This is a genomic window from Plantactinospora solaniradicis, assembly GCF_042658085.1.
Taxonomy (GTDB): Bacteria; Actinomycetota; Actinomycetes; order Mycobacteriales; family Micromonosporaceae; genus Plantactinospora; species Plantactinospora solaniradicis.
Window position 1 is genome coordinate 513,611 of the sequence record NZ_JBHSPR010000032.1, and the last position, 22,201, is coordinate 535,811.

A 22,201-nucleotide genomic window follows, 5' to 3' on the forward strand; every position below is an offset into this window, starting at 1 on the left:
CCTAGTGTCCGAGGAGCGGCAGCGTCCGTCGGGGCTCCGGGTCCGGAAGCTGGCCCTGGGCCAGCGCCGCGAACCGGGCGGCGAACGGCTGCCACACCTCCTCGACGTCGGGCAGCACCTCGGCGCAGGCGGCCACCACCAGCTCCGGGTCGTAGTCCAGCTCGGCCAGCACCGCGGAGTCGCGCGCCCAGTCGGCGATCATGTCGGTGTCGCACTCGATGTGGAACTGGAGTCCCCAGGCCCGGTCGCCGAGCCGGAACGCCTGGTGCGGGTAGCGGGTCGAGGCGGCCAGCAGGGTCGCCCCGTGCGGCAGTTCGGTGATCTCGTCGACGTGCCACTGGAGCACGTCGGGAATCATCGGCACGTACTTGAACAGCGGGTCGCCGTCGGCCGCGTCCCGCTTGCCGACCACGGTCGGCCCGACCTCCGGCCCGGCCTCGCTCCGCTGCACCGTGCCGGCGTGGGCGGTGGCCAGGAGCTGGGCGCCGAGACAGATCGCCAGGGTGGGTACCCGGTACCGGACCGCCTTGCGGAGCAGCCCCTCCAGGGCCGGGAACCAGGGCGCGCCGGGAGTGCCGTCGGGCGCCGGGTAGGGCTGCTGGTAGCCGCCGAGCACCACCAGGGCGTCGTACCCGGTCAGGTCCTCGGGAAGGGTGTCCCCGGCGTACGGGCGGAGCACCCGCAGTTCGAGGCCGGCCTCGGTGAGCCACTCCCCCAGCCGGCGGGCGTCGTCCGTCGGGTCGTTCTCGATCACCAGCGCGATCGCGGTCGCGGTCGCACTCTCGGTTCCGGTCTCGGTTGCCACGGTGTCGAGGCTATCCGGTGGCCCCGTCCCGCACCGATAGGCTCTGGGCCGAATGAACGAGGAGGCACGGTGCCCGACGATCAGGCCGTACGGCCACCGGCGCTGCGCCCCGGGGACACGGTGCTGCTGGTGTCACCCTCGGGGCCGACCCGACCGGAACGGGTGGCCCGGGGAGTCGAACTCCTCACCGGTTGGGGCCTGCGTCCGGTCCTCGCCCCGAACGCGTACGCCCGGCGCGGCTACCTGGCCGGCGACGACGCCCTCCGGGCGGCCGACCTCAATGCCGCCTTCGCCAACCCGGCGGTGCGGGGTGTGCTCTGCACCCGGGGCGGCTACGGCGCGCAGCGGGTCGTAGACGCCCTCGACATGGCGGCGGTTCGCGACGATCCGAAGGTGGTGGCCGGGTTCTCCGACATCACCGCGCTGCAACTCGCGCTCTGGCGCGGCGCCCGGCTGGCCACCGTGCACGGGCCGGGGGCCGCCTGGCTGGACGAGCGCACCCCGCCGGCCTCGGCCGAGTCGTTGCGTACCGCGCTGATGAGCACCGAGCCGGTGGTGGTGCACCGGCTACCGTCCGAGGAGACCGCTCCGGTGCTGGTCCCCGGTACGGCCACCGGCCCGCTGATCGGCGGCAACCTCTGCCTGATCGTGTCGTCGCTGGGCACACCGGACATGCCGGACCTGACCGGGGCGATCCTGTTGATCGAGGACGTCGGGGAGCCGCCGTACAAGGTCGACCGGATGCTCACCCACCTGCGCCGGGCCGGAGTGCTCGCTGGGGTGGCCGGGGTGGCGGTGGGCCAGTTCACCGACTGCGCCGACAACTGGGCGGTCGGGGTGGCCGAGGTGCTGGCCGAGCGGCTGGGTGATCTGGGAGTGCCGGTGCTCGGCGGGCTGCCGATCGGGCACGGGGTCGGCCAGCTCACCGTGCCGGTCGGCGTACCCGCGACCCTGGACGCCACCGCTGGCACCCTGACGGTCTCTTCCGCCGTACGCTGAGCCTCTGGCTGATCACGTAGCGTTCGGCATAGCCGGCAAAGCCGAACGTTACGTGATCACGGTTTCGATACGCGGTCCGGCTATGACGATATGGCTTCGTGGAGTTCAACGCTGCCAGGCAGGTTCGGCCACCGCCGGGTAAGGGTGGCGTCGAGAGCACGCAGTTCCTTGCTGATGCGGGCGGATCCGGTGCCTCCTGCTGTCCGCACGCAGCGCAGCCCGAGCGTGGCCGCACGCTCCGGATCAGGCTGGGACGTCGCAAGCACCGTGTTGGCGAGCTTGGCCAGTTGGTGTCCCTGATCGCGATGCAGATGCTCTGAGGTCTGAGCGATCTTGCGTTCGAAGATGGTGACAGCGATCTCGGCCTGTCCGCAGGCGCGGTAGCCGCTGGCGGACTGCTCTTCCAAGGTGTCCACGTCGTAGTTGTGCAGGTACACCGGCGCGCTCTCGTCCAGTTCCTCGGGATGGCGGGTGAGCAGTTCGGCGGCGCTGTCCAGGCAACTGCGGAAGTGATCGACCTCGCCGTGCAGCGCCCAGCCACGGCCTCCTGCTGGGCGGCAAGGGCAAGCAACTTCGGGCTGACCAGCCCGGGTACCTTGCGGGCGGCTGCGGCAAGGTCAATGCCGTTGCCGGCGTCGTCGTTCAGCAGTGCGATGTTGCTCTTGCGGACGAGCAGGTAAGCGACCATCTGATAGTCGCCGACCGCCTGGGCCCACTGGCTGGCCCGGTCGGACCAGTACATCGCGGCGGTGGCGTCCCCGGCGTCCTGGTGCAGCCAGCCGGCGAACTCGGCGTACTGGGCCAACAGTCTCATCAGCGGCTCGGTGGTGCCTGGTCGGGCATGACGGCGCAGCCCGTCAAGCACGTCGATCTGAGCGTGGACCGGACCGAGAAGTTGGCAAGGACCGAGCATCTTGTCTGCGGTGTAGTGCTCGGCGAGCACGGTGCGGAAGTATCCGAGGACCTGCCGGTCGATCAGACGTGGCTGTTGCAACACCTTGGAGACGCGTTCGGCCAGTTCCTGGTTGACGACCCCGGCGGGCACCGTGGCCTGTAGCGCGCCTGCGGCGATCAGCCGGGTGAACTCGCGCCGGGACAGATTCACGCGCACGGTCCTTCCGTCGGGAGACCACAGCTCCACCATCACGCTATCGCGATCCTCGATGCGGACGTTGGCGGCGGAAAGGGTGTTCGGGGCCCGGCCGGGCTGCTCGTCGGGTACCAGTGAGCGCAGCATTACCAGCAGCCCATCCGCACCGACCGCATCGTCGATGGCCTGAACCAGGGCCGGATCGATGAGGTGTTCGCCCTGCTCCGCCCGGCAGAGACGGCTGTAGTCGTAGTGGCTGGCTTGGCCGAGTGCGCGCAGCGACAGCCTGGCCTGGGTGCGGGCCATACTGGGCGCGGACAGCGACGTCGATCTCGGCTTCTGCCTCACCAGCAGGCCGCAGGGCGCAGCGATCGGCAGCGGCTTCAGCGATCGACTCAGGGAGATGCGGGTACGGCAAGGATTGTCCTTTCGGCGACTTGGGCGACTCGTCCACTATTCGCATGGCTACCTCTGGGACCTCGAAACGGGGAGCAAACGGCCGACGGAGGCGGTGGCATCCGCGCTGGATGCCGTACTCGGCGCTGACGGTGAGCTATCGGCATTGGCGTCGAAGAGTGCAGCCCCGCAAGACCTGGAGCGCAATAGCCTGGGACAGAGCTTCGCCCGGCGGCCGCCGACCGAGCTTGTGGCCGCTACCTCGTTCAAGGTAATGACACCCGAGCCTGCCGCCAGTTGCTCGGCGATCACGTTAACAGTCACGGCCGGCGAGATCGGCATCGTGCGGGTAGTCGTGGAGATCCGATCTGGCTATATCACCGGTGACGGGTCAGTCGCAGGGTTCGATGGCAAAGAATGATCCGACTACTATTACTCCGGCCGGCGGGCCTCAGAATGGCTGGGCGCGTGGCCCAGCGCCCGCTCGTACCGCAGGCGCAAGTCCGGCCGACCAGATAGGATCCCTTCTACCTCAGGCGGGGTCAGGAGAGCGTTTACCTCGCTGGCCGATCCTGTTTCGACAAGCCGGACGAGCGCCTCGGCGGCAAGCCTCTCGTCGCCTTCGGAGTAGCAGGGTCGTAAGTGCATTGCTATCAACGCACCAAGTCGCCGGTCCACCACCTGATCACGTCCGAGAAAGGCTAGGCCACAACGCATCAACCGGTCGGCCGTCCGACCTTCGAGCAGTAACCTGGGATCAAGAGACTCGATGATGTCCACGGACATTGCCGCAGGCAGCTCGAGGTTACTGGCGAGCCTGCTGAGGAGAAGCTCGACGAACCACCGCTCAGCCATGGGATCACGGAGCCGGGCCAGGGTATGCACGAACCGCTGATAGTCGTGGTGCCGCTGAGCTACCGTGCGAGCCTCCTTCGGCGGCATCAGGAACGTAACCAACTGGCGCACTACTGACGCGGCCTGGGACGGGGATACAGCGACGAACTCGTTAATCCCGCGTGGCACGGTGGCAGCGGGCTCCAGCGCGTGTATTAGCACGTCGCCTTCAATCGCACACTGAAGATGCGCCCGTCTCGCCAACTCGCCAAATGAATGGCTATCCCGTATGAGGTGGGGTCCCGTTTGCCGTGGAACCGGCGTGATGTCGTACGTCCAATGCGGATCGACCGCCGGGATCGTCACTTCGGTTGGGTCCGGAACGAGATACAGGGCGATTTCTCGACTGCCGTCGTCGCCCCAGAGCCGATCGAGGCCGAGCGTCTCAACGAGACTGCTCCAGTCCTGGGAGCTAAGCTGGGACTGCCACAGCAGGGTCTCTCGGTGCCAGCACGGCACCACATTCCGGCCAGGGTAGAGCCGACTGCCGTACAGGGTTCCGGCGGCGCAGATCGCCAACAGGAGCAGGTTGACGCTGTACGCGGCGTGCCGGGCTGGCACTGGCAGCCCGTGGGGCTGGTAGGAGTCGAACCGGCGTGCCGGGCGGCTGTGGTGCACGGCCTGGAAGAGCCGGACCAGCAAATCGATCAGGTCCTCCCGCCGCTCGTCGTCCACTCCGGCCATGAGACCACGCATAAAGCCGAGGATCGGTGCGCGCCCGCTCAGCGCTGCGTACGACAGCAGGGCGTGCAGTAAGTCATCGTCGGTTGGTCCGCCCACGAGCGACATGGTGGTGGCGGCCTCCCGCGCCGCGATGTCGGTAAGTACCTGCCCGGTGAGCCGGGCGACCAGGAACTCACCGAAGGTGGCATGCAGGAACTCGTACGTCTCCAACGGATCGTCGTCACGGAGCGCTCGCGCCCGGTGCACGAAGAAGAATCGACCGAGCACGATCTCGGCGTGCCGTAGCGGCGCGCGCAGGTCAGCCGTGCCCGGTGCGGGCGGCGGACCGAAGAGCGCACCCAGGTCAGCCTCCAGTTGAGGCTCGGTGACCCACTGCGCGTTCCGATTGAACATCGCAAAGGCGACTACCGAAAGCCGACGCAACTCCTCATCGACTGCGCGGTCCAGTTCCCGCTCGGGCAACCCGGGGCGGTGCTTGACCACCTCGCGGCGGGCGAATCTGCGGAGCAGCCGCTCGTAGAGTTGGTCCTGGCGCAGCTCGCCCGCCGAGCGGAGGGCGTTGCCGTCGGCGTCGTAAAGCGCCAGCATCAGCAGCAATAGCGGCTGCTCGGCCAGTTCGCGATGGGCGAGGACGGTCGTCAGGTCCAGCGGGGTCACGCCACGGGCGGCGAACTCGTCTGCGTTTACCGCGTTCCAGTTAGCCAGCCAGGCGGCCACCCGAGCTTCGTCGAACGGCTCCAGCCGGAGCGCAATCGTGCCCTCCGGTGGCCGGGCCCGGTCGGCGACGCTGGTCCGACTGGTCACCACGACCACCACCGGTCGACCCTGGTCGGCCTCGCGCCGCTGGAACGCTGCGACCTTGACCAGGTAGTCGGTCTGACTCACCCCGGTCGCCTGGAGCAGTTCGTCGAAGCCGTCGAGCAGCACCACCGGCAGGGCATCACCGGCCGACCGAGCCAGCGCCGGCCAGTCCAGCCGCTCACCCGTGGCTGCGCGAACTGCGTACTCGACCTGCTCCTGCAAGTCAGCGGCGGCCGGCACGTCGCGGAGCACTACCCGGACTGGCAGGAAGTCGGCCGCCGGCAGCCGGGCGGCGAGCACCCGGGTGAGTACGGACTTCCCGGATCCCGGCTGACCGAGCACCAGCAGTGGCGCCTCAACAGCTCTCGGATTAGTCAGGTAGCCAGTAAGGAACTCGGATAGATCGTCCCGGACCGGCTGGTCAGACCACCAGGACTCTTCGCTGGGCCGGGCCGCCAGGCCCAGCTCAGCCACCCGGCACAGCGGCGGAACGTAGCCCACGCCGAGGGTGGGAACCCGGATCCCGGTTGGCACGTCGCCAGACTCGACGACCGAGCGGTCCAGCTCCGCAGCGTACGCCTTAGCCAGCCCAGACCGCCGCTCATCCGGAATCCGACCGAAGGAGGCGTCCCGAAGCAGCCGTTCGAGATCGGCCAACGCGGTGGCCACCTCCCGGACCTCAGCCCGGGTCCCCGCATGCTCGCGCAGCCCGGCCCAGAACCCCACTTCCGGGAAATCGGCGGCCAGCCGGCCGAACAGCTCCTGGTACCGGTCCAGTGCCCGGAACGGCAGCGTGCGCAGTACGGCCCTGAAAGCGGCCCGGCGAGAGTTTTCGAGCCGCTCCCACGCAGCGAGGCCGGCAACGAACGCCTTCAGCCCCTCGGCGACCTCGGTGAAGTACCCGTTGAGCGCCGCATGGAACTGCTCGTACGGCTGCTGTGGGCTGGGTGTCGGAACCCCCTCGGCGAAGAGGCTCCCCAGCAGGGACTGGTCCGTCCGACGCACGCCGGCGATGGCGGCCTGCTCCCGCCCGGTCAGTTCCAGGTCCTCGAACCGGAACGGCAGGTCCGCCGCAGCCAGTGCCTCAAAGAAAGCGCTGACCACCACCACCCGGTGCGCCGCTGCCAGCCGCTCGGTCCGGCCGTACCGGGAGAGGCCAGCTCGCCGTTCGGTTAGCTTGCCGATCAACTCGTGGCTAAGGCGGATGAACTCAGTCTTGGCATCGAACAACGCGAGTACGGCCGGCGCCGCCACCACCGCGCCGAGCAGCGCTCCGCTGGTGAGCTTGTCCAGGGCTGTCACCACTGGACTGCGTCCCCCACCGAGCAGCCGGGCGGCATCGGCGTAGGTCAGCATCCGAGGCACGCGGGAACTCCTGTCGGTCGAGGCGCCGGGCACAAGTATGGCCGCACGGGACAACCGACGGTATACGGGGACATCCGCTAGGTCGACCGCCGCACGGATCGGACAGCCCGCATACGAGATCGTGGGCTGAGCCGGACGAACTCGGCCTTGGCGTCGAAGAGCGCCAGCACCGCCGGCACCGGCACGGCCGTGCCGAGCAGTGCGCCTCCGGCGAGGGTGTCGAGCGCGCTCACCACCCGGCTCCGGTCACCGCCGAGCATGCGGGCGGCGTCGGCGTAACTCAGCGTCCGGGGCACGAGGCAACTCCTGTCGGTCGGGATTTCCGGCCCAAGCATGGCTGTACCGGACAACCGGCGGTAGGGGGCCAGAACCGCCCGGTCGAGCAGGGACCGGGCAGGAAATCGGGGATCCGAGCATGATTCTCAGCCGCCTGCCAGGTCGGCTACGGCTACCACACAGGGTGATGCCGCAGGCTGGGCGACTTGCACGCCCATCGCCGACGAGAGGAAGACCCAGATGAGCAGCTTGCTATCCCGGAAGAAGGTCCTCGGCGGCCTGGTCGCCGCCGGAGTACTGACGGTCGGCATCGCGGCCCCGGCCGTGGCGTTCGCCGAGGACGGCGCGACGCCGACGCCGACGCCGACGACATCCTCGCACAGCGGGACGCCCGCCCAGGATCAGGATCAGCGTGCGACGGATCGGCGCGACAAGCTGGCCGAGGAACTCGCCACCGAGCTGGGCATTCCGCAGGACAAGGTCGAGGCGGCGCTGGCGAAGATCAAGCAACAGCACCAGGCCGAGCACAAGGACCGGGGCAAGGGCGAGCGTAAGCCCGCCGGCATGTCGAAGGCCGACCGGGAGGCGGGGCTGAAGACGCGGCTCGACAAGGCGGTGTCGGACGGCAAGCTGACCCAGGAGCAGGCCGACGTCATCGTGGCAGCGTTCAAGGCGGGCGTGCTGCCGGCCTGGGGCGGCGGACACGGCGGTGGTTGGGGCGGCCCGAGGCACGGCGGCCCGGCCGGTGCTCTGCCGGACGGCGGCCAGACCGACACGCCGGCCACGAAGTAACGCCCCGAACCGGATCGCGCACCCTCCTCCAGCGCGCGCCGGGACCGTACCCACCGGCGCCACGGACGGCCGGTGGAACGAGTACGCGGCGGGGCGACGGTTCTCCACACCGCCGTTCGCCGCCCGCCGCCCGACGGAACGGCGAACGGCGAACGGCGAGGGCGGGCGAGGTCAGGCGATGCAGGCGCAGACGATCAGGGCCGCCCCGAAGTGCGTCGCCGCGCTCACCCGGGCGGCCGGATGCGGCTCCTCGGAGCAGATCACCTCACCGAGCTTGCCCGGGGTGAGCCAGTCGAGCACCATGAACGCCAGCGCCATGATGCCGATCCCGATAACTCCGAACAGGACGGTCGACGCCAGCCCCTTGGCGAAGTCGGTGTAGCTGGTCAGGATCGCGGTGAAGACGATGCCTGCGATGCCGAGTTGGTTGGCCAGCAGCAACAAAGAGGCGTTGGGGTTGCGCTGTACCCAGATCAGTTCACGCAGCTTGCCCGGGGTGAGCGCATCGACCAGCCCGAATCCGGCCGCCATCAGCGCTATGCCGACCACACCGAACACGATGCTTTGCCAGGCTCCCGCGAACAGATCCTCGACCACCGACTGCCTCCCAACGGGCGTGGGCGGCCGCCGGAAGGGGCCGCGTCGGTCAGGACGATAGCGTGCGGTGGCAAGGCCAGACAGCCCCGCGCGGGCTGGGACGGTTAGGAAGGGCCTCCGCTACCGCCCAGAACGGTGAACGGGAGCCCTTCCTGACCCGATCGTCAGAGAAGACCCAGGTAACGCTGGCGCTCGTACGGGGTGACCTCGCGGCGGTACTGCTCCCACTCGGCGCGCTTGTTACGGAGGAAGAAGTCGAAGACGTGCTCGCCGAGCACCTCGGCGACCAGTTCCGATCCCGCCATCACATCGATCGCCTCGGAGAGGTTCTCCGGCAGGGACTCGTACCCCATCGCCTTACGCTCGGCGTTGGACAGCGACCAGACGTCGTCCTCGGCGCCCGGTGACAGCTCGTACCCCTCCTCGATGCCCTTCATCCCGGCGCCGAGCAGCACCGCGAAGGCGAGGTACGGGTTGGTGGCCGAGTCCGGCGAGCGGACCTCGATCCGGGCGGAGTTCGGCTTGCCGTACGCCGGCACCCGCACCAGCGCGGACCGGTTGAGGTGCCCCCAGCAGACGTACGCCGGGGACTCGGTGATCCGGTCCGGCAGCGCCTGCGGGAACAGCCTCTTGTACGAGTTGACCCACTGGTTGGTGACCGCCGTGTACTCGCGGGCGTGGGTGAGCAACCCGGCGATGAAGGCGCGGCCGACCTTGGAGAGCTTCATCGGGTCGCTCGCGTCGTGGAACGCGTTCCGCTCCCCCTCGAAGAGGGAGAGATGGGTGTGCATCCCGCTGCCCGGCTGGTCGGTGAACGGCTTGGGCATGAAGCTGGCGCGTACCCCGGTGGAGAGCGCGACCTCCTTGACCATGTGCCGGAACGTCATGATGTTGTCCGCCGTGGTGAGCGCGTCGGCGTAGCGCAGGTCGATCTCCTGTTGGCCCGGCGCGACCTCGTGGTGGCTGAACTCGACCGAGATGCCGATCCGTTCCAGGGCCAGTACCGCCTGCCGGCGGAAGTCCCGCGCCACCGCATGGGTGGTGTGCTCGAAGTAGCCGCCCGAGTCGACCGGAATCGGCACCGAGCCGTCTGCGGGACCGTTCTCCAACAGGAAGAACTCGATCTCGGGGTGGGTGTAGAAGGTGAAGCCCTTCTCCGCCGCCCGGGACAGCGCCCGGCGCAGCACGTGCCGGGGATCGGCCCAGGACGGGCTGCCGTCGGGTAGCAGGATGTCGCAGAACATCCGGGCGCTCTCGCCGCTGACCCCGCCTTCGAAGGGGAAGACCTGGAAGGTCGTCGGATCGGGCATGGCGACCATGTCCGACTCGAAGACCCGGGCGAAGCCCTCGATCGCGGAGCCGTCGAACCCGATCCCCTCGTCGAAGGCGGCCTCCAGCTCCGCGGGCGCCACTGACACGCTCTTGAGCGTTCCGAGCACGTCGGTGAACCACAACCGGACGAAACGGATGTCACGCTCTTCCAGCGTACGGAGCACGAACTCCTGCTGACGGTCCACCTCAACCCCTCGCACACTCTGTTCGGACCGGCCCAGCCGGCGCACGGCCTAGCAGCCCAGTCTTCCCCGGTTCCGTTACACGGACGTTACGTGAGCTAGACCGCAACGGATGCGCGGGGTGGCCCACCGTGCCCGCATGCTGGGCGTTCATACCAAACATAGCGGGAACGACCGTTCCGCCGCTCTCCGGCGCTGGCCCTGCATTGTTAAGAAGGGCCCCTTCTTATACAAAAAGCGATAAGAAGGGGCCCTTCCTTACAACCAGGAGTGGGCCGGGCCCGTGCCGGGGTGGCTGGGGCAAGATGGGGGTATGCCGAGTTTGCGCATCGCCCTGGCCCAGGTCAATCCGATCGTCGGTGACATCGCCGGCAACGCGGCGGTCGTCCGGGACCGGTCCCGGGCCGCCGCCGAGGCCGGGGCACAGCTCGTGGTGTTCCCCGAGATGATGCTGACCGGGTATCCGGTGGAGGACCTGGTCTTCCGGGACTCCTTCGTCGCCGCCTCCAGGGCGACCCTCGACCAGCTCGCCGTCGACCTGGCCGCGGACGACCTCGGGAGGATGCCGGTGGTCCTCGGCTACCTCGACGCCGACGGCCCGGCCAGCGCCAACGCCGAGGCCACCCCGAGCCGGGGGCCGCGCAACGCGCTCGCCGTACTGCACGAGGGGCGGGTGGTGGCCCGCTACTTCAAGCACCACCTGCCCAACTACGGCGTCTTCGACGAGGACCGCTACTTCGTCCCCGGCGACGCCCTGACGGTGGTCCGGATCGGCGGGGTGGACGTCGCACTCACCATCTGCGAGGACCTGTGGCAGGCCGGCGGCCCGTTCCAGGTCGCCCGCCGCGCCGGCGTCGGCCTGGTCGTCAACATCAACGGCTCGCCGTACGAGCTGAACAAGGACGACGTACGGCTGCCGCTGATCCGCCGCCGGGCCGCCGAGGCCGACGCCACGGTGGCGTACGTCAACACGGTGGGCGCCCAGGACGAGCTGGTCTTCGACGGCGATTCGATGATCGTCGCGCCGGACGGCACCCTGCTGACCCGCGCCCCGCAGTTCGTCGAGCAACTGTTGGTGCACGACCTGGCGCTGCCGGCCGCCCGCGCCGACGCGCCGATCGGCACCGAGCCCGCACAACCGGTTCCGGCGGGTGCCCCGGAGGACATGGCCATCACCCGGGTACGGATCAGCGACGAGTTGCCCGCTCCGGCCGATCCGCCGGCCGTCGGCGGCATCACCGAGCCGGTGGTCGACGAGGGCGAGGTGTGGCAGGCGCTGGAGCTGGGGCTGCGCGACTACGTCGACAAGAACGGCTTCCGCTCGGTGGTGCTCGGTCTCTCCGGCGGGATCGACTCGTCGGTGGTCGCCGTGATCGCGGTGGACGCGCTCGGGCCGGAGCGGGTGGTCGGGGTGTCGATGCCCAGCCAGCACTCCTCGGAGCACTCCCGCGACGACGCCGCCGACCTGGCCAAGCGGACCGGGCTCGACTACCGGATCGAGCCGATCCAGCCGATGGTCGACGGCTTCCTGGCCAACATGTCGCTGTCCGGGATGGCGGTGGAGAACCTCCAGGCGCGGGTCCGTGGGGTGGTGCTGATGGCGCTGTCGAACCAGGAGGGCCACCTCGTCCTGACCACCGGCAACAAGAGCGAACTGGCGGTCGGCTACTCCACCCTCTACGGCGACTCGGTCGGCGGGTTCAACCCGCTCAAGGACGTCTGGAAGAGCCTGGTGTGGAAGCTGGCGAGCTGGCGCAACGCGGAGGCGATCCGACGCGGCGAGACCCCGCCCATCCCGGAGAACTCGATCCGGAAGCCGCCGAGCGCGGAACTGAGCCCGGGCCAGCTGGACAGCGACACCCTGCCCGACTACTCCGTACTCGACGCGATCCTGGTCGGCTATGTCGACGGCGACCAGGGCCGGGACGACCTCGTCGCCGCCGGGCACGATCCGGAGGTGGTGGACCGGGTACTGCGGATGGTCGACGTCGCCGAGTACAAGCGCCGGCAGTCCGCCCCGGGCCCGAAGATCTCGATTAAGGCGTTCGGCCGGGACCGCCGCCTGCCGATCACCAACCGCTGGCGCGAACGCGCCTGAGCCGCCGACGGGCCGGTCGGTTCGTGTGACAACCTGCACTCTTCTCTGCCGGTGCCCCCGGAAACGGTGGGACGATCGGAAGCGACCCGGGGACCGTGGACGCGGCCTCGAGGCGAGAGGAGACAAAGATGTCTGAGCAAGGGATGGAGTCCGCCCCGGCCGAGGTGGCGACGCTCTACGGCGGGCCGGCGACCCGGCGGGTACGGGCCCGCGACCTGATCGCCGCCAAGGAACGCGGCGAGCGCTGGCCGATGCTCACCTCGTACGACCAGTACACAGCGGCGATCTTCGACCAGGCCGGAATTCCGGTGCTGCTGGTCGGTGACTCGGCGGCGAACAACGTCTTCGGCTACCCGACGACGGTGCCGATCACCGTCGACGAACTGCTTCCCCTGGTCCGGGCGGTGGTACGGGCGACCGAGTACCCGCTGATCGTCGGCGACCTGCCGTTCGGCTCGTACGAGGAGGGGCCGACCCAGGCGCTGCGCACCGCCGTACGGTTCATGAAGGAGGGCGGCTGCCACGCGGTGAAGCTGGAGGGCGGCCGACAGATGGCCGAGCAGATCCGGGCGATCACCGGTGCCGGCATCCCGCTGATGGCGCACATCGGGTTCACGCCGCAGCGGGAGCACACGATCGGCGGCTACCGGGTACAGGGCCGGGGCGACGCCGCCGACGACGTACTGGCGGACGCACTCGCGGTGGCCGAGGCCGGCGCGTTCGCGGTCGTCCTGGAGATGGTCCCGGGCGAGGTGGCCAAGCGGATCACCCACGAGTTGACGATCCCCACCATCGGGATCGGGGCGGGCCCGGACACCGATGCCCAGGTGCTGGTCTGGCAGGACATGGCGGGCCTGCGGTCCGGCCGGATGCCACGGTTCGTCAAGCGCTACGCCGACCTGGCCGGCACGCTGGCCGAGGCCACCCAGCGGTTCGCCGCCGAGGTCCGCGACGGCGAGTTCCCGACCGCCGAGCACACCTTCTAGTTCCGCCTGGCACCTTCCGACGGGCCGGAAGCTGCGGCGGTCGCGGCGGGCGGGCGGCTCCGGCCGACCGCCCGACCCGGCCGGGCGCGCTCCGGCCCACCGGTGCCGGGGTCAGAGGGCAGGGGCAGGGGTCAGAGATCGGTGACGCGGATCCCGGCGTGCGCCTTGTAGCGCTTGTTGATCGCGATCAGGTTGGCGGTGAACGCCTCGACCTGGTGCGCGTTGCGGAGCCGGCCCGCGTAGATGCCGCGCATGCCCGGGATCCGCGCGGCGAGGGCGGCGACGAGTCCGACCAGTTCCCGTTCCTCGGTGCAGATCAGGACGTCCAGGTCGATCCGATCGATGCTCGGATCGGCCAGCAGCGGGGCGCTGACGTGGTTGAAGGCCGAGCAGACCCGGGACTCCGGCAGCAGCGCCGCCGCCTGCTGCACGGCACTGCCCTCCTCGACCCGCAGCGGGTACGGCCCCTGCTTGTCGAAGCCGAGCGGGTTGACGCAGTCGATGACCACCTTGCCGGCCAGCGGCTCACGCAGTGCGGCGATGGTGTCCCGGTGTCCGTCCCACGGCACCGCGATGATGACCACGTCCGAGCGGCTCGACACCTCGACGTTGTCACCACCGGACACCGTCGCGTCGGCGGGCAGGCCGGGCAGGGCACCGATCTCCTCCGCCGCCTGGTTGGCCCGTGCCGCCGACCGGGACCCGATGAGTACGCGCTGACCCGCCCGAGCCAGCCGGTAGGCCAACCCTCGCCCCTGGTCACCCGTGCCACCGATGATCCCCACGGTGAGTCCGGACACGTCGGGCAGGGCGCTCGCGTCAAATGCCATGCCGGCATCCTCGCAAACCCGACGTCACGCCGGGGGCGCCGGGCCGGATGCGGAACCTCACATCCGCCCGGCGCCGCCTCCGTCGCCCCCGCGTACGTGCGTCACCGCACCGGAACGCCCCCGCTCCCGGGGCGTTCCGGTGCGGGACTCAACCCATCATCTTCTGGGCGGTCGACCTGATGGCCTTCCGCCCCGGTGACTTCGCCGGCGCCTTGCGGGCCGCAGCCTGCTTACTCGGCGCCTTCCGGGCGGTGATCTTCTTGGCCGGCGTGGCGGTGGTCCGCTTCGCCGCCGCGGTTCCCCGCTTCGCCGGAGCCTTCGTCGCCGCCGCCCGCTTTGCCGTGGCTCGCTTCGCCGGAGCCTTCTTGGCGGTGGCTCGCTTCGCCGGAGCCTTTGTCGCCGTCGCCCGCTTCGTCGCGGCCTTCTTCGCCGGCGCCTTCTTCGCGGGAGCCTTCCGGGCGGTGACCTTCTTCGCCGCCGTCGAGGTGGTCCGCTTCGCCGCCGCGCCCGTCTTCCGGGCCGCCGCCGCCGTCGTCTTCTTCGCCGCCGCGGTGGTCCGCTTCGCCGTCGTCGTCTTCTTCGCGGCCGTCGTACGCTTCGCCGTGCCCGCGCGGCTCGCTGCCGCCCGCGTACCCGTCGTCTTCTTCGCGGTGGCCTTCTTCGCCGGCGCCCGTTTCGCTGTCGCCTTCTTCGCCGGCGCCTTCTTCGCCGCCGTCGCGCGCTTGGCCGGGGCCTTCTTCGCCGGCGCCTTCTTGGCCACCGACGAACTTGCGGTCCGCCGGGCCGCGGTGCCCTTGCTGGCACCCACGGTCCGGCTCCGCGCCGCAGTCTTCTTCCCGGCGGCACTTCTCGCCACCGGGCGGCTGGCCCTGGTTGCTTCGGCCATCTGTGTTCCTCCTTGCGGGACATGCTCTCGGGGGTCTCCTCGCGGAGCACCACGGAGTTTCTCGACGCGGGCTGTCGCCGCGCCGGTCTAGCGCTCCTCCCCGGCCCAGCGGGCATCCTCGGCGTCCCACTCTTCGTTGCGCTGCTGCACTCGCTGCAACGCCTGCTCCGCGTCGGCGGCCGAGGCATAAGGACCGAGCACGTACCTCGCAGGGCACACGTCAGCACCGGTCTCTGTCCGGTGGTGGCGGATGCACCAGAAGTACTGCACATCACTCCCGCTGTCGCTCATGGGATTACTGTGCACGGCAAACCGACCACGCGCTACCGTTTCACGCAAAAAGGCGGGGCGACTTCCACAGTAGACCCCATCGGATAACCCCGGTCGCGGAATCGGCAAACTGCGGTCGTACTCCGGAAAGGCTTTCTGCGGCAAGGGATTCACCACCGTCAGCGACGTGCGGACCCGCCGGCACCGCGCCCCGCAAGGCCCGGGAAAAAAATCCCCGCCGGTACGCTCCGCCGACCGCCTCATCGCCTTGACCTGGCACTTGACGGCGAAGAATGGAGCACAATTCGCAGTGTGGGCATGATGCGACGGGCCGATGGGACAGGGCGGCTTCCCCGGGTGCTGTCAATCGTCGTGCTGGCCATTCTGCTGCTGCTCGTCGCCAGCGTCGGGCACACCATTCTGACCATCACGACAGAGCCGTCGATCGAGGAACGGGCGCATAGCGAAGCGGTACGGCGGGCCGCCCTGATCGGTGACGCACTGGTGCACGGCGTCGCCGACGGCGCCGCGGAACTCGGGCAGAGCGCGGCCCGCAACGATCGCGTCGACGTGTTGGCGGTCGACGGCACCGACCGACGCCACTCCCCCGGCGTGCGGGTCGTCTTCCGGGTGCACGTGACGATGTCCCAACCCCTGATGGCCGGCCGGGCGTCGACCGAGATGCGGGTCTGTTTCCGCCAGGTTCTCGACCAGGAGCGCCGCGACTTCTCCCGGACCCAGGTGCCGTGCCCGGACACCGCCGCGCCCGGCGGGACACCGACGCCGGAGCCCGCGCGGTCGTCGACAGCGCCATCACCGCCGCCGCCGATGCTCGGACCATCGACGACATTCCCGGGTACGCCAGCGGCGAGCCCGCCTGCTCCGGCCCGCTGAACCGGCACTCCCGATCACTGGTTATCGTCCTCGCATGACCGTCCCCGAGTACGTCACACGGCTGCGCAAGGCGGTCGGACACGAGCTGCTCTGGCTGCCCAGCGTCAGCGCGGTGGTGGTGAACGACGCCGGAGAACTGCTGCTCGGCCAGCGCGCCGACGACGGGCGCTGGTCGGTCATCAGCGGTTTCGTGGAGCCCGACGAGCAACCCGCGCAGACCCTGGTCCGGGAGGTCTACGAGGAGGCGGGCGTACGGGTGGCACCCGTTCGGGTGTCGAGCGTGCTGGCCCATCCGCACACCTACCCCAACGGCGACCAGTGCCAGTTCCTGAACATCGGCTTCCGCTGCCGGTACGTCGACGGCGTGGCCCGGGTCAACGACGACGAGTCGGTGGCCGTCGAGTGGTTCCCGCCGGACGAGTTGCCGCCCCTGGACGAGCATGCCCGGATCACCATCGCGCAGGCGCTCGCCCCGGCGGACACCGGTACGTGGTTCGCCGCCGACGCCTCCGCCGTTCCCTCCTGATCCGGACGCACCCTCTCCCGCAGGAGTCACCCCAGGTCAGGACCGCTCGTCCTGTCGTCGGCGGTTCGTGGGCGGGTGTCCTATCGCGGGTGGGCCTGCGGCCGCCCGGCCCAGTACGCCTCGAGCCGATCGGCCAGCTCGGTCGGATGGCCGAGCATGCCCATGTGGTCGCCAGGCATCTCGTCCGGTTCGATGCCCAGCCGCTCGCGGGCGAGCCGACGCGCGAAGCCGACCGGGAGGAACTTGTCGTCCCGGTGCAGCAGCACCCTCGTGTACACCTCGGGCCAGGCCGCGAGCGGCCACGGGTCACCGAAGGGCCTGCCGGCCTGTCGCTTGTCGTGGCGGAACGCCTCGACCGCGAGGTCCGGCGGCAGATCGTTGGTGAACAGCGTGACGAGGTCGTCCTCGGCCCGGCCGTCGCGCGCGTCCTGCTCCCGCCTGGCCTCCAGGTACCCGCTGCTGGTCCACCACTGCTCCGGCGTCTCACCGGGGGTCGGAATCTGCCCGGCCAGCAGTACCAGCATCTCCACCGGCACCCGGTCGCAGACGATCGGCGCGCTGAACCCACCGAAGGAGTGCGCCACCACCGCCAGGTTGGTCCGGTCGCCGATGGCCGCGAGCGCGGCGTCGGCGTACTCCGACAGGCCGGCGGACTCGTCGTCGCAGGGCAGGTCGACCGGCACGACGTCGTGTCCCCGGGCGCGCAGCTCGGCGGTCAGCAGGTGCCAACACCAGGGATCGGCCGCGGCGCCAGGGATCAGTACGTAGCAGGGCGGGGTCGACGCCACGTCATCCGTACCCGTGATGGTCACAGTGGGGCGCCGCCGAAATCGATCTCGTTCCCGTCGGGGTCGTGGTAGGTGGCCTTGCGTACGCCGTTCGAGTAGGTCTCCCGCTTCGAGGGCTCGACTCCCCGGTCGGCTGCCCGGGCAACGAGTGCGTCGAGATCGTCAACGAAGATGGTGTGCATGGCATGACCGGCATGCTCGGGCCGGTGCTCGATGAACACCGACCGATGCTCGGCAAGCTCCCACACGGCCTCCGCGTCGCTCGCGACGAACGTCGGTGGGGAGCCGAGGAGTCGTTCGTACCAGGCCAGCGCCGCCGGGTAGTCGTCGACCGGAATCCCCGCGTACAGGTCAAGGGCCATGAAGCCATGCTAATCGAGCACGGTGCGCGGGCTTCGGCTGGTGTTCGACGGCCGCGAGCTGTTCGGCTGTTGTCTGGTGTGGATTCCCGGTCACTCGGCAATTGGCGGAACAGGCAGCCGGGAACGCCCCGCCGCGCTGTCCGGACGGTCGCGGTCGGGCTTCTTCTCCGGTGCCATGAATCGAGCGGGTCCGTCGATCTCGCTGTCAGGATCGGTCCGCCAGGGCGGCGGCGAACCGCGTCGCGAGCGTCGCGACCGCAGAACGGAGTTCCTGCCCACCGTCGACGCGGAAGGCGAACGGCACATTCGCCAGCCACTCCTGCGCATACATCGTCGGATTGCTCGTGCTGCCGACGAGCACGCATCCGTCTCCCGATGGTTCGAGCCGTCCCATGGGGGGCCGGATCCACGGGGCCACCTCGGCCAGTGGAGCGTCGAACACCACGCGGGTGGGAAACTCCCACCCGGTGCCCAGGTTCTCCTCCAGCGCCGCCACCGGGTCGAGTCCGTCGGGCGGCTCGAACTCGTACGCGGTCTGCTGGACCGCGCGGATCCGGTCGACCCGGTAGGTCCGGACCGCGTCCGCGCGATGGGAGTGACACAACAGGTACCAGCGCCCGTGGCGGACGACGACCGCCCAGGGATCCACCTCGGTTTCCCACTCCTTGCCGGACTCGCTCCGATACGTGACCAGCACGCGACGTCTGGCAGCGACAGCGGCGACGAGTGCGCTGGTGATGGCGGGATCTGGACGGGCCGAGTGCCGGTCGGGCGCGGCCGAGGCGTGCTCCCGCAGGGCGCCCGCCTGCCGGCCGACGCTCTCGGGCAGGGCCTGGATGACCTTGGCCAGGGCGGAACCGACGAGGTCGTCGACGTCGGCGGCGGCGGGCTGGCCGTCGAGCACCGCCATGACCAGGCCCAGTGCCTCGGCCTCCGTGAAGACGACGGGAGGCAGCCGCGTTCCGCGCCGAAGCCGGTACCCGCCGTGGGGACCCCGAGCTGACTCGACGGGAATGCCGGCCTCCCGGAGGATCCCGATATATCGCCGCGCGGCCCGCTCCGTGACACCCAGTCTCTCGCCGAGTTCGTCAGCCGTCGTGCCGGGTCGAGCCTGGAGGATTTCGATGGCACGCAGCGCTCGTGCGGTGGGGCTGAGATCGGTCGGCACATGAGCAGATTAGGTGGCCACGAGAAGAGCCGGAAGTAGATCGTCCGGAATTGGTTCTAGCGTGATGCCCATGACCGAGTTCCATGAGCAGGACCTCGCCGGAGCCTGCTTCGGGCGCGTGAACCTCCGGGGCGCCACCTTCACCCAGGTACGCCTCAACGACGCCCGCATGCGCGAGGTCGACCTCACCGGGGCCCGGATCCGCGGCGCCCTGTTGAACGGGAGCCGCATGCGCGGCGTCGAACTGGTCGACGTCGAGATCAGCGGCGAGCTACGGAACGTCGTCGTGAACGGGGTCGACATCGCACCGCTCGTCGAGGCCGAACTGAACCGTCGCATGCCCGAGCGGGCGAAGATGGCCCCCGACGACTCCGACGGGTTCCGTGAGGCGTGGGCGATCCTGGAGCGGCTGTGGGCGGGCACCGTCGCGCGTGCGAGGACGTTTCCCCAGGCAGAACTGCACCGCAGCGTCGACGACGAGTGGTCCTTCATCCAGACCCTGCGGCACCTCAACTTCGCCAGCGCCGCCTGGGTGGGTCGGATGATCCTCGGCAACGCCTCGCCGTGGCACCAGTTGGACCTGCCGTGGGACGAGGCGCCGGGGTGGGACGGCATCCCGTGGGACCGGGAGGCACGACCCTCGCTCGACGAGGTGCTCACGATCCGACGCGAACGCCAGGCGATGGTCCGGCGCGTCATGGAGTCACTCACCGACGAGCAACTCGGCTCCGAGGTGACCCGCACCGAGCCCGGCTGGCCCCGGACGGAGAACTTCCCTTTCAAGGAATGTCTCCGCATCGTGCTCAACGAGGAATGGGAACACCGGCTCTATGCCGAACGCGACCTGACATCACTAGAGAAAGAAAAGTGATCATGGAAATCCTGCTCATCGGTGGCCTGTGGCTCGACGGATCCGTGTGGGACGACGTCGTACCCGCGCTCGAGGCACTCGGCCACCGACCCGTACCGATCACCCTTCCGGGTCAGGGTGACGGATCCGCGTCCGCCACGCTCGACGACCAGGTGGCGGCGGTGCTCGCGGCCGTAGACTCGGCCTCCGAAAAGCCCATGGTGGTGGGGCATTCCGCCGCCTCCACCCTGGCATGGCTGGCCGCTGACGCGCGGCCGGAGAAGGTGGCCAAGGTCGCCCTCATCGGCGGCTTTCCCAGCGCCGACGGTCAGCCTTACGCCGACTTGTTCCCACTGGAGGACGGCGCGATGCCCTTCCCCGGCTGGGGCCCGTTCGAGGGACCCGACTCTGCCGACCTCGACGAGGAGGCCAGGCGCAACATCGCGGCCGCGGCGATCCCCGTCCCCGAAGCGGTGGCCAAGGGCGTGGTGCGGCTGACTGACGAACGACGGTTCGACGTACCGGTCGCACTCGTGTGCCCCGAATTCACGCCTGCCCAGGCCAAGGAGTGGATCGCCACCGGCGAGCTTCCCGAACTCGCCAAGGCCAAGCACCTTGACTACGTCGACATCGACTCCGGCCACTGGCCGATGGTCAGCGAGCCCGTCGAACTCGCCCGGCTCCTCGCGGCGGCGGCCACCGAGGGCTGACGCAGCGTCCAGGCATGGGGCGCGGGGGCCGTGGTCCACCAACAGCCGGCGGACCGCCGCCCCCGTATTGCGTCAGGCGTGTCGCGAGAGTGGATCAAGACCGTTGGATGGGTGGGGGCTGTGAAGCGAGGGCCTCCACCAAATGCCAATTGTGAGCGCTAACACTCGCCGTGACCGACCGTCCGCAGCCCGGAGTTCGCTGCCGCGAATCGAGCAGGCGAGGAGACTCGAACGAATCAGGGCGTCGACCGCGTCGTCAGTAACATCCCTCGTGGCAGCGATATGTCCCGGAGTGACGAGGCGCCATTGCGACATCCGAAAGGAGTGCAATGGCGGCCTGCGGCCTCACGCCCGCCTGGCGAAGTCTTGGGCTCTCGCGCCGGCCGCCGGAAAAATCAGCAGCCGCTCCTTGACTAAGCCGTCGGCGTCAACCACAGTCAACCACCACACCATGGGCGGCCCCCAACTCCGGAGGGGGAACCGGAGGTCTGCGTGCGACAGTTCGACTGGTCGTGCCGCGGTCGGCCGGGTCGCTCCGTGGCCGGCAGCTGTGACGGGCGATGTGGGAATGCGAGCTACCCGTACAACCGAGACGAGCCTGGTCGTCGCCGCACGGGCCGGCGACCCGCAGGCCCTTGACGAACTCATCACGGCGCACCTGCCGCTCGTGTACACAATCGTGCGCAGGGCGTTGAGTGGCCATCCGGACGTCGACGACGTCGTGCAGGAGACCATGCTCCGTGCGCTGCGGGAACTGCGGACGCTGCGGACGCCGGAGAGCTTCCGGCCCTGGCTGGTGGCGATCGCGATGCGGCAGGTCAGCACGCACCTCCAGCGGCGGCAGGTTGCCGCCGAACGCGCCGTAGCCCTCGACGAGGTGACCGAGACACCGGACGCCGACGCCGACTTCGAAGACCTGACGTCGCTGCGCCTTGAGCTGTCCAACCAACGCCGGCAGGTGGTACGGAGCAGTCGCTGGCTCGACCCGGACGACCGGGCGCTGCTGTCGCTGTGGTGGCTGGAGACCGCCGGCCAGTTGAGCAGGACCGAGCTGGCGGCGGCGCTGGGCGTAACCGTGGCGCACGCGGCTGTGCGCGTCCAGCGGATGCGCAACCAACTGGAGCTGAGTCGGTCGCTCGTGGCCGCGCTGGACGCCAGGCCCGGGTGCGACCAGTTGGCCGCCGTACTGGCGGACTGGGACGGCCTGCCGGGTCCACTGTGGCGCAAACGCATCACGCGGCACACCCGGTCCTGTCCGGTCTGCCTCCGCGCCGGCGAAGGCCTGGTCTCGCCGGAGCGGCTGCTCGTCGGTTTCGCTCTGATACCCGTTCCCCTGGCACTGGCGACCGTGATCATCGGCAAGAGCGCCTTCACGGGAACGGCCATCGGCGCCGCCTCGGCGGCCCTGTCGAGCACGAGCGGCGTCGGCGCCGTCGGCGTGGGTGTCAAGGCCGGACTCCTCGGCCAGCTCGGCCAGGCGATCGGGGCGCACCCCGTCGCGGCGGCGGTCGTCGCCGGTACGTTCGTCGCCGGTGCTGCGGTCACCACGGCGTCCTGGCCTACGCCAGAGCCACCGGCACCCGCGTTCATCGGGGCGCCGACGTCGGCACCGCCGGCGAC

21 protein-coding genes are annotated in these 22,201 nt (G+C 69.8%); 11 read left to right on the plus strand and 10 right to left on the minus strand.

All coding sequences use genetic code 11. From position 1 onward, the window contains the following. Position 1 precedes the first annotated feature (1 nt). Complete coding sequence (locus tag ACFP2T_RS31065; RefSeq protein ID WP_377427981.1) at positions 2-805, minus strand: type 1 glutamine amidotransferase; 804 nt, start codon at positions 803-805, stop codon at positions 2-4. Positions 806-874: 69 nt separating this feature from the next. Here ACFP2T_RS31065 and ACFP2T_RS31070 point away from each other — a divergent pair, with 69 nt between their 5' ends. Beyond that, entirely contained in the window at positions 875-1,804 is a 930-nt protein-coding gene (locus ACFP2T_RS31070) for a S66 peptidase family protein (RefSeq protein WP_377427983.1), read from the plus strand. On the opposite strand, the gene ACFP2T_RS31075 is transcribed toward ACFP2T_RS31070, so the two are convergent. Then, a complete protein-coding gene (locus ACFP2T_RS31075; protein WP_377427985.1) occupies positions 1,728-3,200 on the minus strand; it encodes a hypothetical protein in 1,473 nt (490 codons plus the stop codon). The two genes, ACFP2T_RS31070 and ACFP2T_RS31075, sit on opposite strands and share 77 nt — an antisense overlap. Here ACFP2T_RS31075 and ACFP2T_RS31080 point away from each other — a divergent pair. Then, positions 3,190-3,711, plus strand: a complete 522-nt coding sequence (locus ACFP2T_RS31080) for a helix-turn-helix domain-containing protein (protein WP_377427986.1) — start codon at positions 3,190-3,192, stop codon at positions 3,709-3,711. The genes ACFP2T_RS31075 and ACFP2T_RS31080 overlap by 11 nt on opposite strands. 11 nt (positions 3,712-3,722) lie before the next feature. Here the strand turns inward: ACFP2T_RS31080 and ACFP2T_RS31085 are convergent, their stop codons facing one another. Both ACFP2T_RS31085 and ACFP2T_RS31090 read right to left on the minus strand, forming a co-directional pair. Beyond that, positions 3,723-7,025, minus strand: coding sequence for an NACHT domain-containing protein (locus ACFP2T_RS31085; RefSeq protein WP_377428072.1), 3,303 nt, complete (start codon positions 7,023-7,025; stop codon positions 3,723-3,725). An 86-nt stretch (positions 7,026-7,111) separates the two neighbouring features. After that, positions 7,112-7,330 carry an NACHT N-terminal helical domain 7-containing protein gene (locus ACFP2T_RS31090; RefSeq protein ID WP_377427987.1) on the minus strand — a complete coding sequence of 73 codons (219 nt, stop codon included), beginning with the start codon at positions 7,328-7,330 and terminating at the stop codon, positions 7,112-7,114. Between the two features lie 220 nt (positions 7,331-7,550). On the opposite strand from ACFP2T_RS31090, the gene ACFP2T_RS31095 reads away from it, so the two are divergent. Then, positions 7,551-8,102 (plus strand): hypothetical protein, encoded by a 552-nt coding sequence (locus tag ACFP2T_RS31095; protein WP_377427988.1) that lies wholly within the window; start codon positions 7,551-7,553, stop codon positions 8,100-8,102. A 171-nt stretch (positions 8,103-8,273) separates the two neighbouring features. On the opposite strand, the gene ACFP2T_RS31100 is transcribed toward ACFP2T_RS31095, so the two are convergent. Next, positions 8,274-8,699, minus strand: a complete 426-nt coding sequence (locus ACFP2T_RS31100; RefSeq protein WP_377427990.1) for a DUF350 domain-containing protein — start codon at positions 8,697-8,699, stop codon at positions 8,274-8,276. A 164-nt stretch (positions 8,700-8,863) separates the two neighbouring features. Further along, a complete protein-coding gene (gene glnA, locus ACFP2T_RS31105) occupies positions 8,864-10,216 on the minus strand; it encodes a type I glutamate--ammonia ligase (RefSeq protein ID WP_377427992.1) in 1,353 nt (450 codons plus the stop codon). A gap of 310 nt (positions 10,217-10,526) precedes the next feature. Between glnA and ACFP2T_RS31110 the strand changes: the two genes are divergently transcribed. Then, positions 10,527-12,311: an NAD+ synthase gene (locus tag ACFP2T_RS31110; protein ID WP_377427994.1), complete on the plus strand. Its 1,785-nt coding sequence runs from the start codon at positions 10,527-10,529 to the stop codon at positions 12,309-12,311. A 128-nt stretch (positions 12,312-12,439) separates the two neighbouring features. Beyond that, a complete protein-coding gene (gene panB / locus ACFP2T_RS31115) occupies positions 12,440-13,297 on the plus strand; it encodes a 3-methyl-2-oxobutanoate hydroxymethyltransferase (RefSeq protein ID WP_377427996.1) in 858 nt (285 codons plus the stop codon). Positions 13,298-13,428: 131 nt separating this feature from the next. On the opposite strand, the gene npdG is transcribed toward panB, so the two are convergent. Next, positions 13,429-14,127 carry an NADPH-dependent F420 reductase gene (gene npdG, locus ACFP2T_RS31120; RefSeq protein ID WP_377427998.1) on the minus strand — a complete coding sequence of 233 codons (699 nt, stop codon included), beginning with the start codon at positions 14,125-14,127 and terminating at the stop codon, positions 13,429-13,431. A 179-nt stretch (positions 14,128-14,306) separates the two neighbouring features. Between npdG and ACFP2T_RS31125 the strand changes: the two genes are divergently transcribed. The 3 genes from ACFP2T_RS31125 to ACFP2T_RS31135 all read left to right on the plus strand — a co-directional run bounded on the left by ACFP2T_RS31125 (position 14,307) and on the right by ACFP2T_RS31135 (position 16,703). Next, positions 14,307-15,104 carry a hypothetical protein gene (locus tag ACFP2T_RS31125; protein ID WP_377428000.1) on the plus strand — a complete coding sequence of 266 codons (798 nt, stop codon included), beginning with the start codon at positions 14,307-14,309 and terminating at the stop codon, positions 15,102-15,104. 491 nt (positions 15,105-15,595) lie between these two features. Next, positions 15,596-16,177, plus strand: a complete 582-nt coding sequence (locus ACFP2T_RS31130) for a hypothetical protein (protein WP_377428002.1) — start codon at positions 15,596-15,598, stop codon at positions 16,175-16,177. 34 nt (positions 16,178-16,211) lie between these two features. Beyond that, the gene (locus ACFP2T_RS31135) at positions 16,212-16,703 is read left to right on the plus strand and encodes an NUDIX hydrolase (RefSeq protein ID WP_377428004.1); all 492 of its coding nucleotides are present in this window, start codon (positions 16,212-16,214) and stop codon (positions 16,701-16,703) included. An 80-nt stretch (positions 16,704-16,783) separates the two neighbouring features. Here ACFP2T_RS31135 and ACFP2T_RS31140 read toward each other — a convergent pair whose 3' ends face one another. The 3 genes from ACFP2T_RS31140 to ACFP2T_RS31150 all read right to left on the minus strand — a co-directional run bounded on the left by ACFP2T_RS31140 (position 16,784) and on the right by ACFP2T_RS31150 (position 19,021). After that, the gene (locus tag ACFP2T_RS31140) at positions 16,784-17,515 is read right to left on the minus strand and encodes an alpha/beta hydrolase (RefSeq protein ID WP_377428006.1); all 732 of its coding nucleotides are present in this window, start codon (positions 17,513-17,515) and stop codon (positions 16,784-16,786) included. Then, a complete protein-coding gene (locus ACFP2T_RS31145) occupies positions 17,512-17,853 on the minus strand; it encodes a VOC family protein (protein ID WP_377428008.1) in 342 nt (113 codons plus the stop codon). The genes ACFP2T_RS31140 and ACFP2T_RS31145 overlap by 4 nt, the downstream gene beginning before the upstream one ends. Positions 17,854-18,058: 205 nt before the next feature. After that, a complete protein-coding gene (locus ACFP2T_RS31150; RefSeq protein ID WP_377428010.1) occupies positions 18,059-19,021 on the minus strand; it encodes a helix-turn-helix transcriptional regulator in 963 nt (320 codons plus the stop codon). 70 nt (positions 19,022-19,091) lie between these two features. On the opposite strand from ACFP2T_RS31150, the gene ACFP2T_RS31155 reads away from it, so the two are divergent. From ACFP2T_RS31155 to ACFP2T_RS31165, 3 genes are all read left to right on the plus strand, one after another. Next, entirely contained in the window at positions 19,092-19,892 is an 801-nt protein-coding gene (locus ACFP2T_RS31155) for a DinB family protein (protein WP_377428012.1), read from the plus strand. Between the two features lie 2 nt (positions 19,893-19,894). After that, on the plus strand, positions 19,895-20,581 hold the full coding sequence (locus ACFP2T_RS31160) for an alpha/beta fold hydrolase (RefSeq protein WP_377428013.1): 687 nt from the start codon (positions 19,895-19,897) through the stop codon (positions 20,579-20,581). 568 nt (positions 20,582-21,149) lie between these two features. Then, on the plus strand, positions 21,150-22,201 hold a 1,052-nt coding region (locus tag ACFP2T_RS31165), incomplete at its 3' end, for an RNA polymerase sigma factor (protein WP_377428015.1).

Coding starts and splice junctions, on each gene's coding strand:
- ACFP2T_RS31075 (WP_377427985.1), bottom strand. CDS start 3,200: ATGGCCCGCACCCAGGCCAGGCTGTCGCTGCGCGCACTCGGCCAAGCC.
- ACFP2T_RS31085 (WP_377428072.1), bottom strand. CDS start 7,025: ATGCTGACCTACGCCGATGCCGCCCGGCTGCTCGGTGGGGGACGCAGT.
- ACFP2T_RS31095 (WP_377427988.1), top strand. CDS start 7,551: ATGAGCAGCTTGCTATCCCGGAAGAAGGTCCTCGGCGGCCTGGTCGCC.
- ACFP2T_RS31110 (WP_377427994.1), top strand. CDS start 10,527: ATGCCGAGTTTGCGCATCGCCCTGGCCCAGGTCAATCCGATCGTCGGT.
- panB (WP_377427996.1), top strand. CDS start 12,440: ATGTCTGAGCAAGGGATGGAGTCCGCCCCGGCCGAGGTGGCGACGCTC.
- npdG (WP_377427998.1), bottom strand. CDS start 14,127: ATGGCATTTGACGCGAGCGCCCTGCCCGACGTGTCCGGACTCACCGTG.
- ACFP2T_RS31125 (WP_377428000.1), top strand. CDS start 14,307: ATGGCCTTCCGCCCCGGTGACTTCGCCGGCGCCTTGCGGGCCGCAGCC.
- ACFP2T_RS31135 (WP_377428004.1), top strand. CDS start 16,212: ATGACCGTCCCCGAGTACGTCACACGGCTGCGCAAGGCGGTCGGACAC.
- ACFP2T_RS31145 (WP_377428008.1), bottom strand. CDS start 17,853: ATGGCCCTTGACCTGTACGCGGGGATTCCGGTCGACGACTACCCGGCG.
- ACFP2T_RS31155 (WP_377428012.1), top strand. CDS start 19,092: ATGACCGAGTTCCATGAGCAGGACCTCGCCGGAGCCTGCTTCGGGCGC.
- ACFP2T_RS31160 (WP_377428013.1), top strand. CDS start 19,895: ATGGAAATCCTGCTCATCGGTGGCCTGTGGCTCGACGGATCCGTGTGG.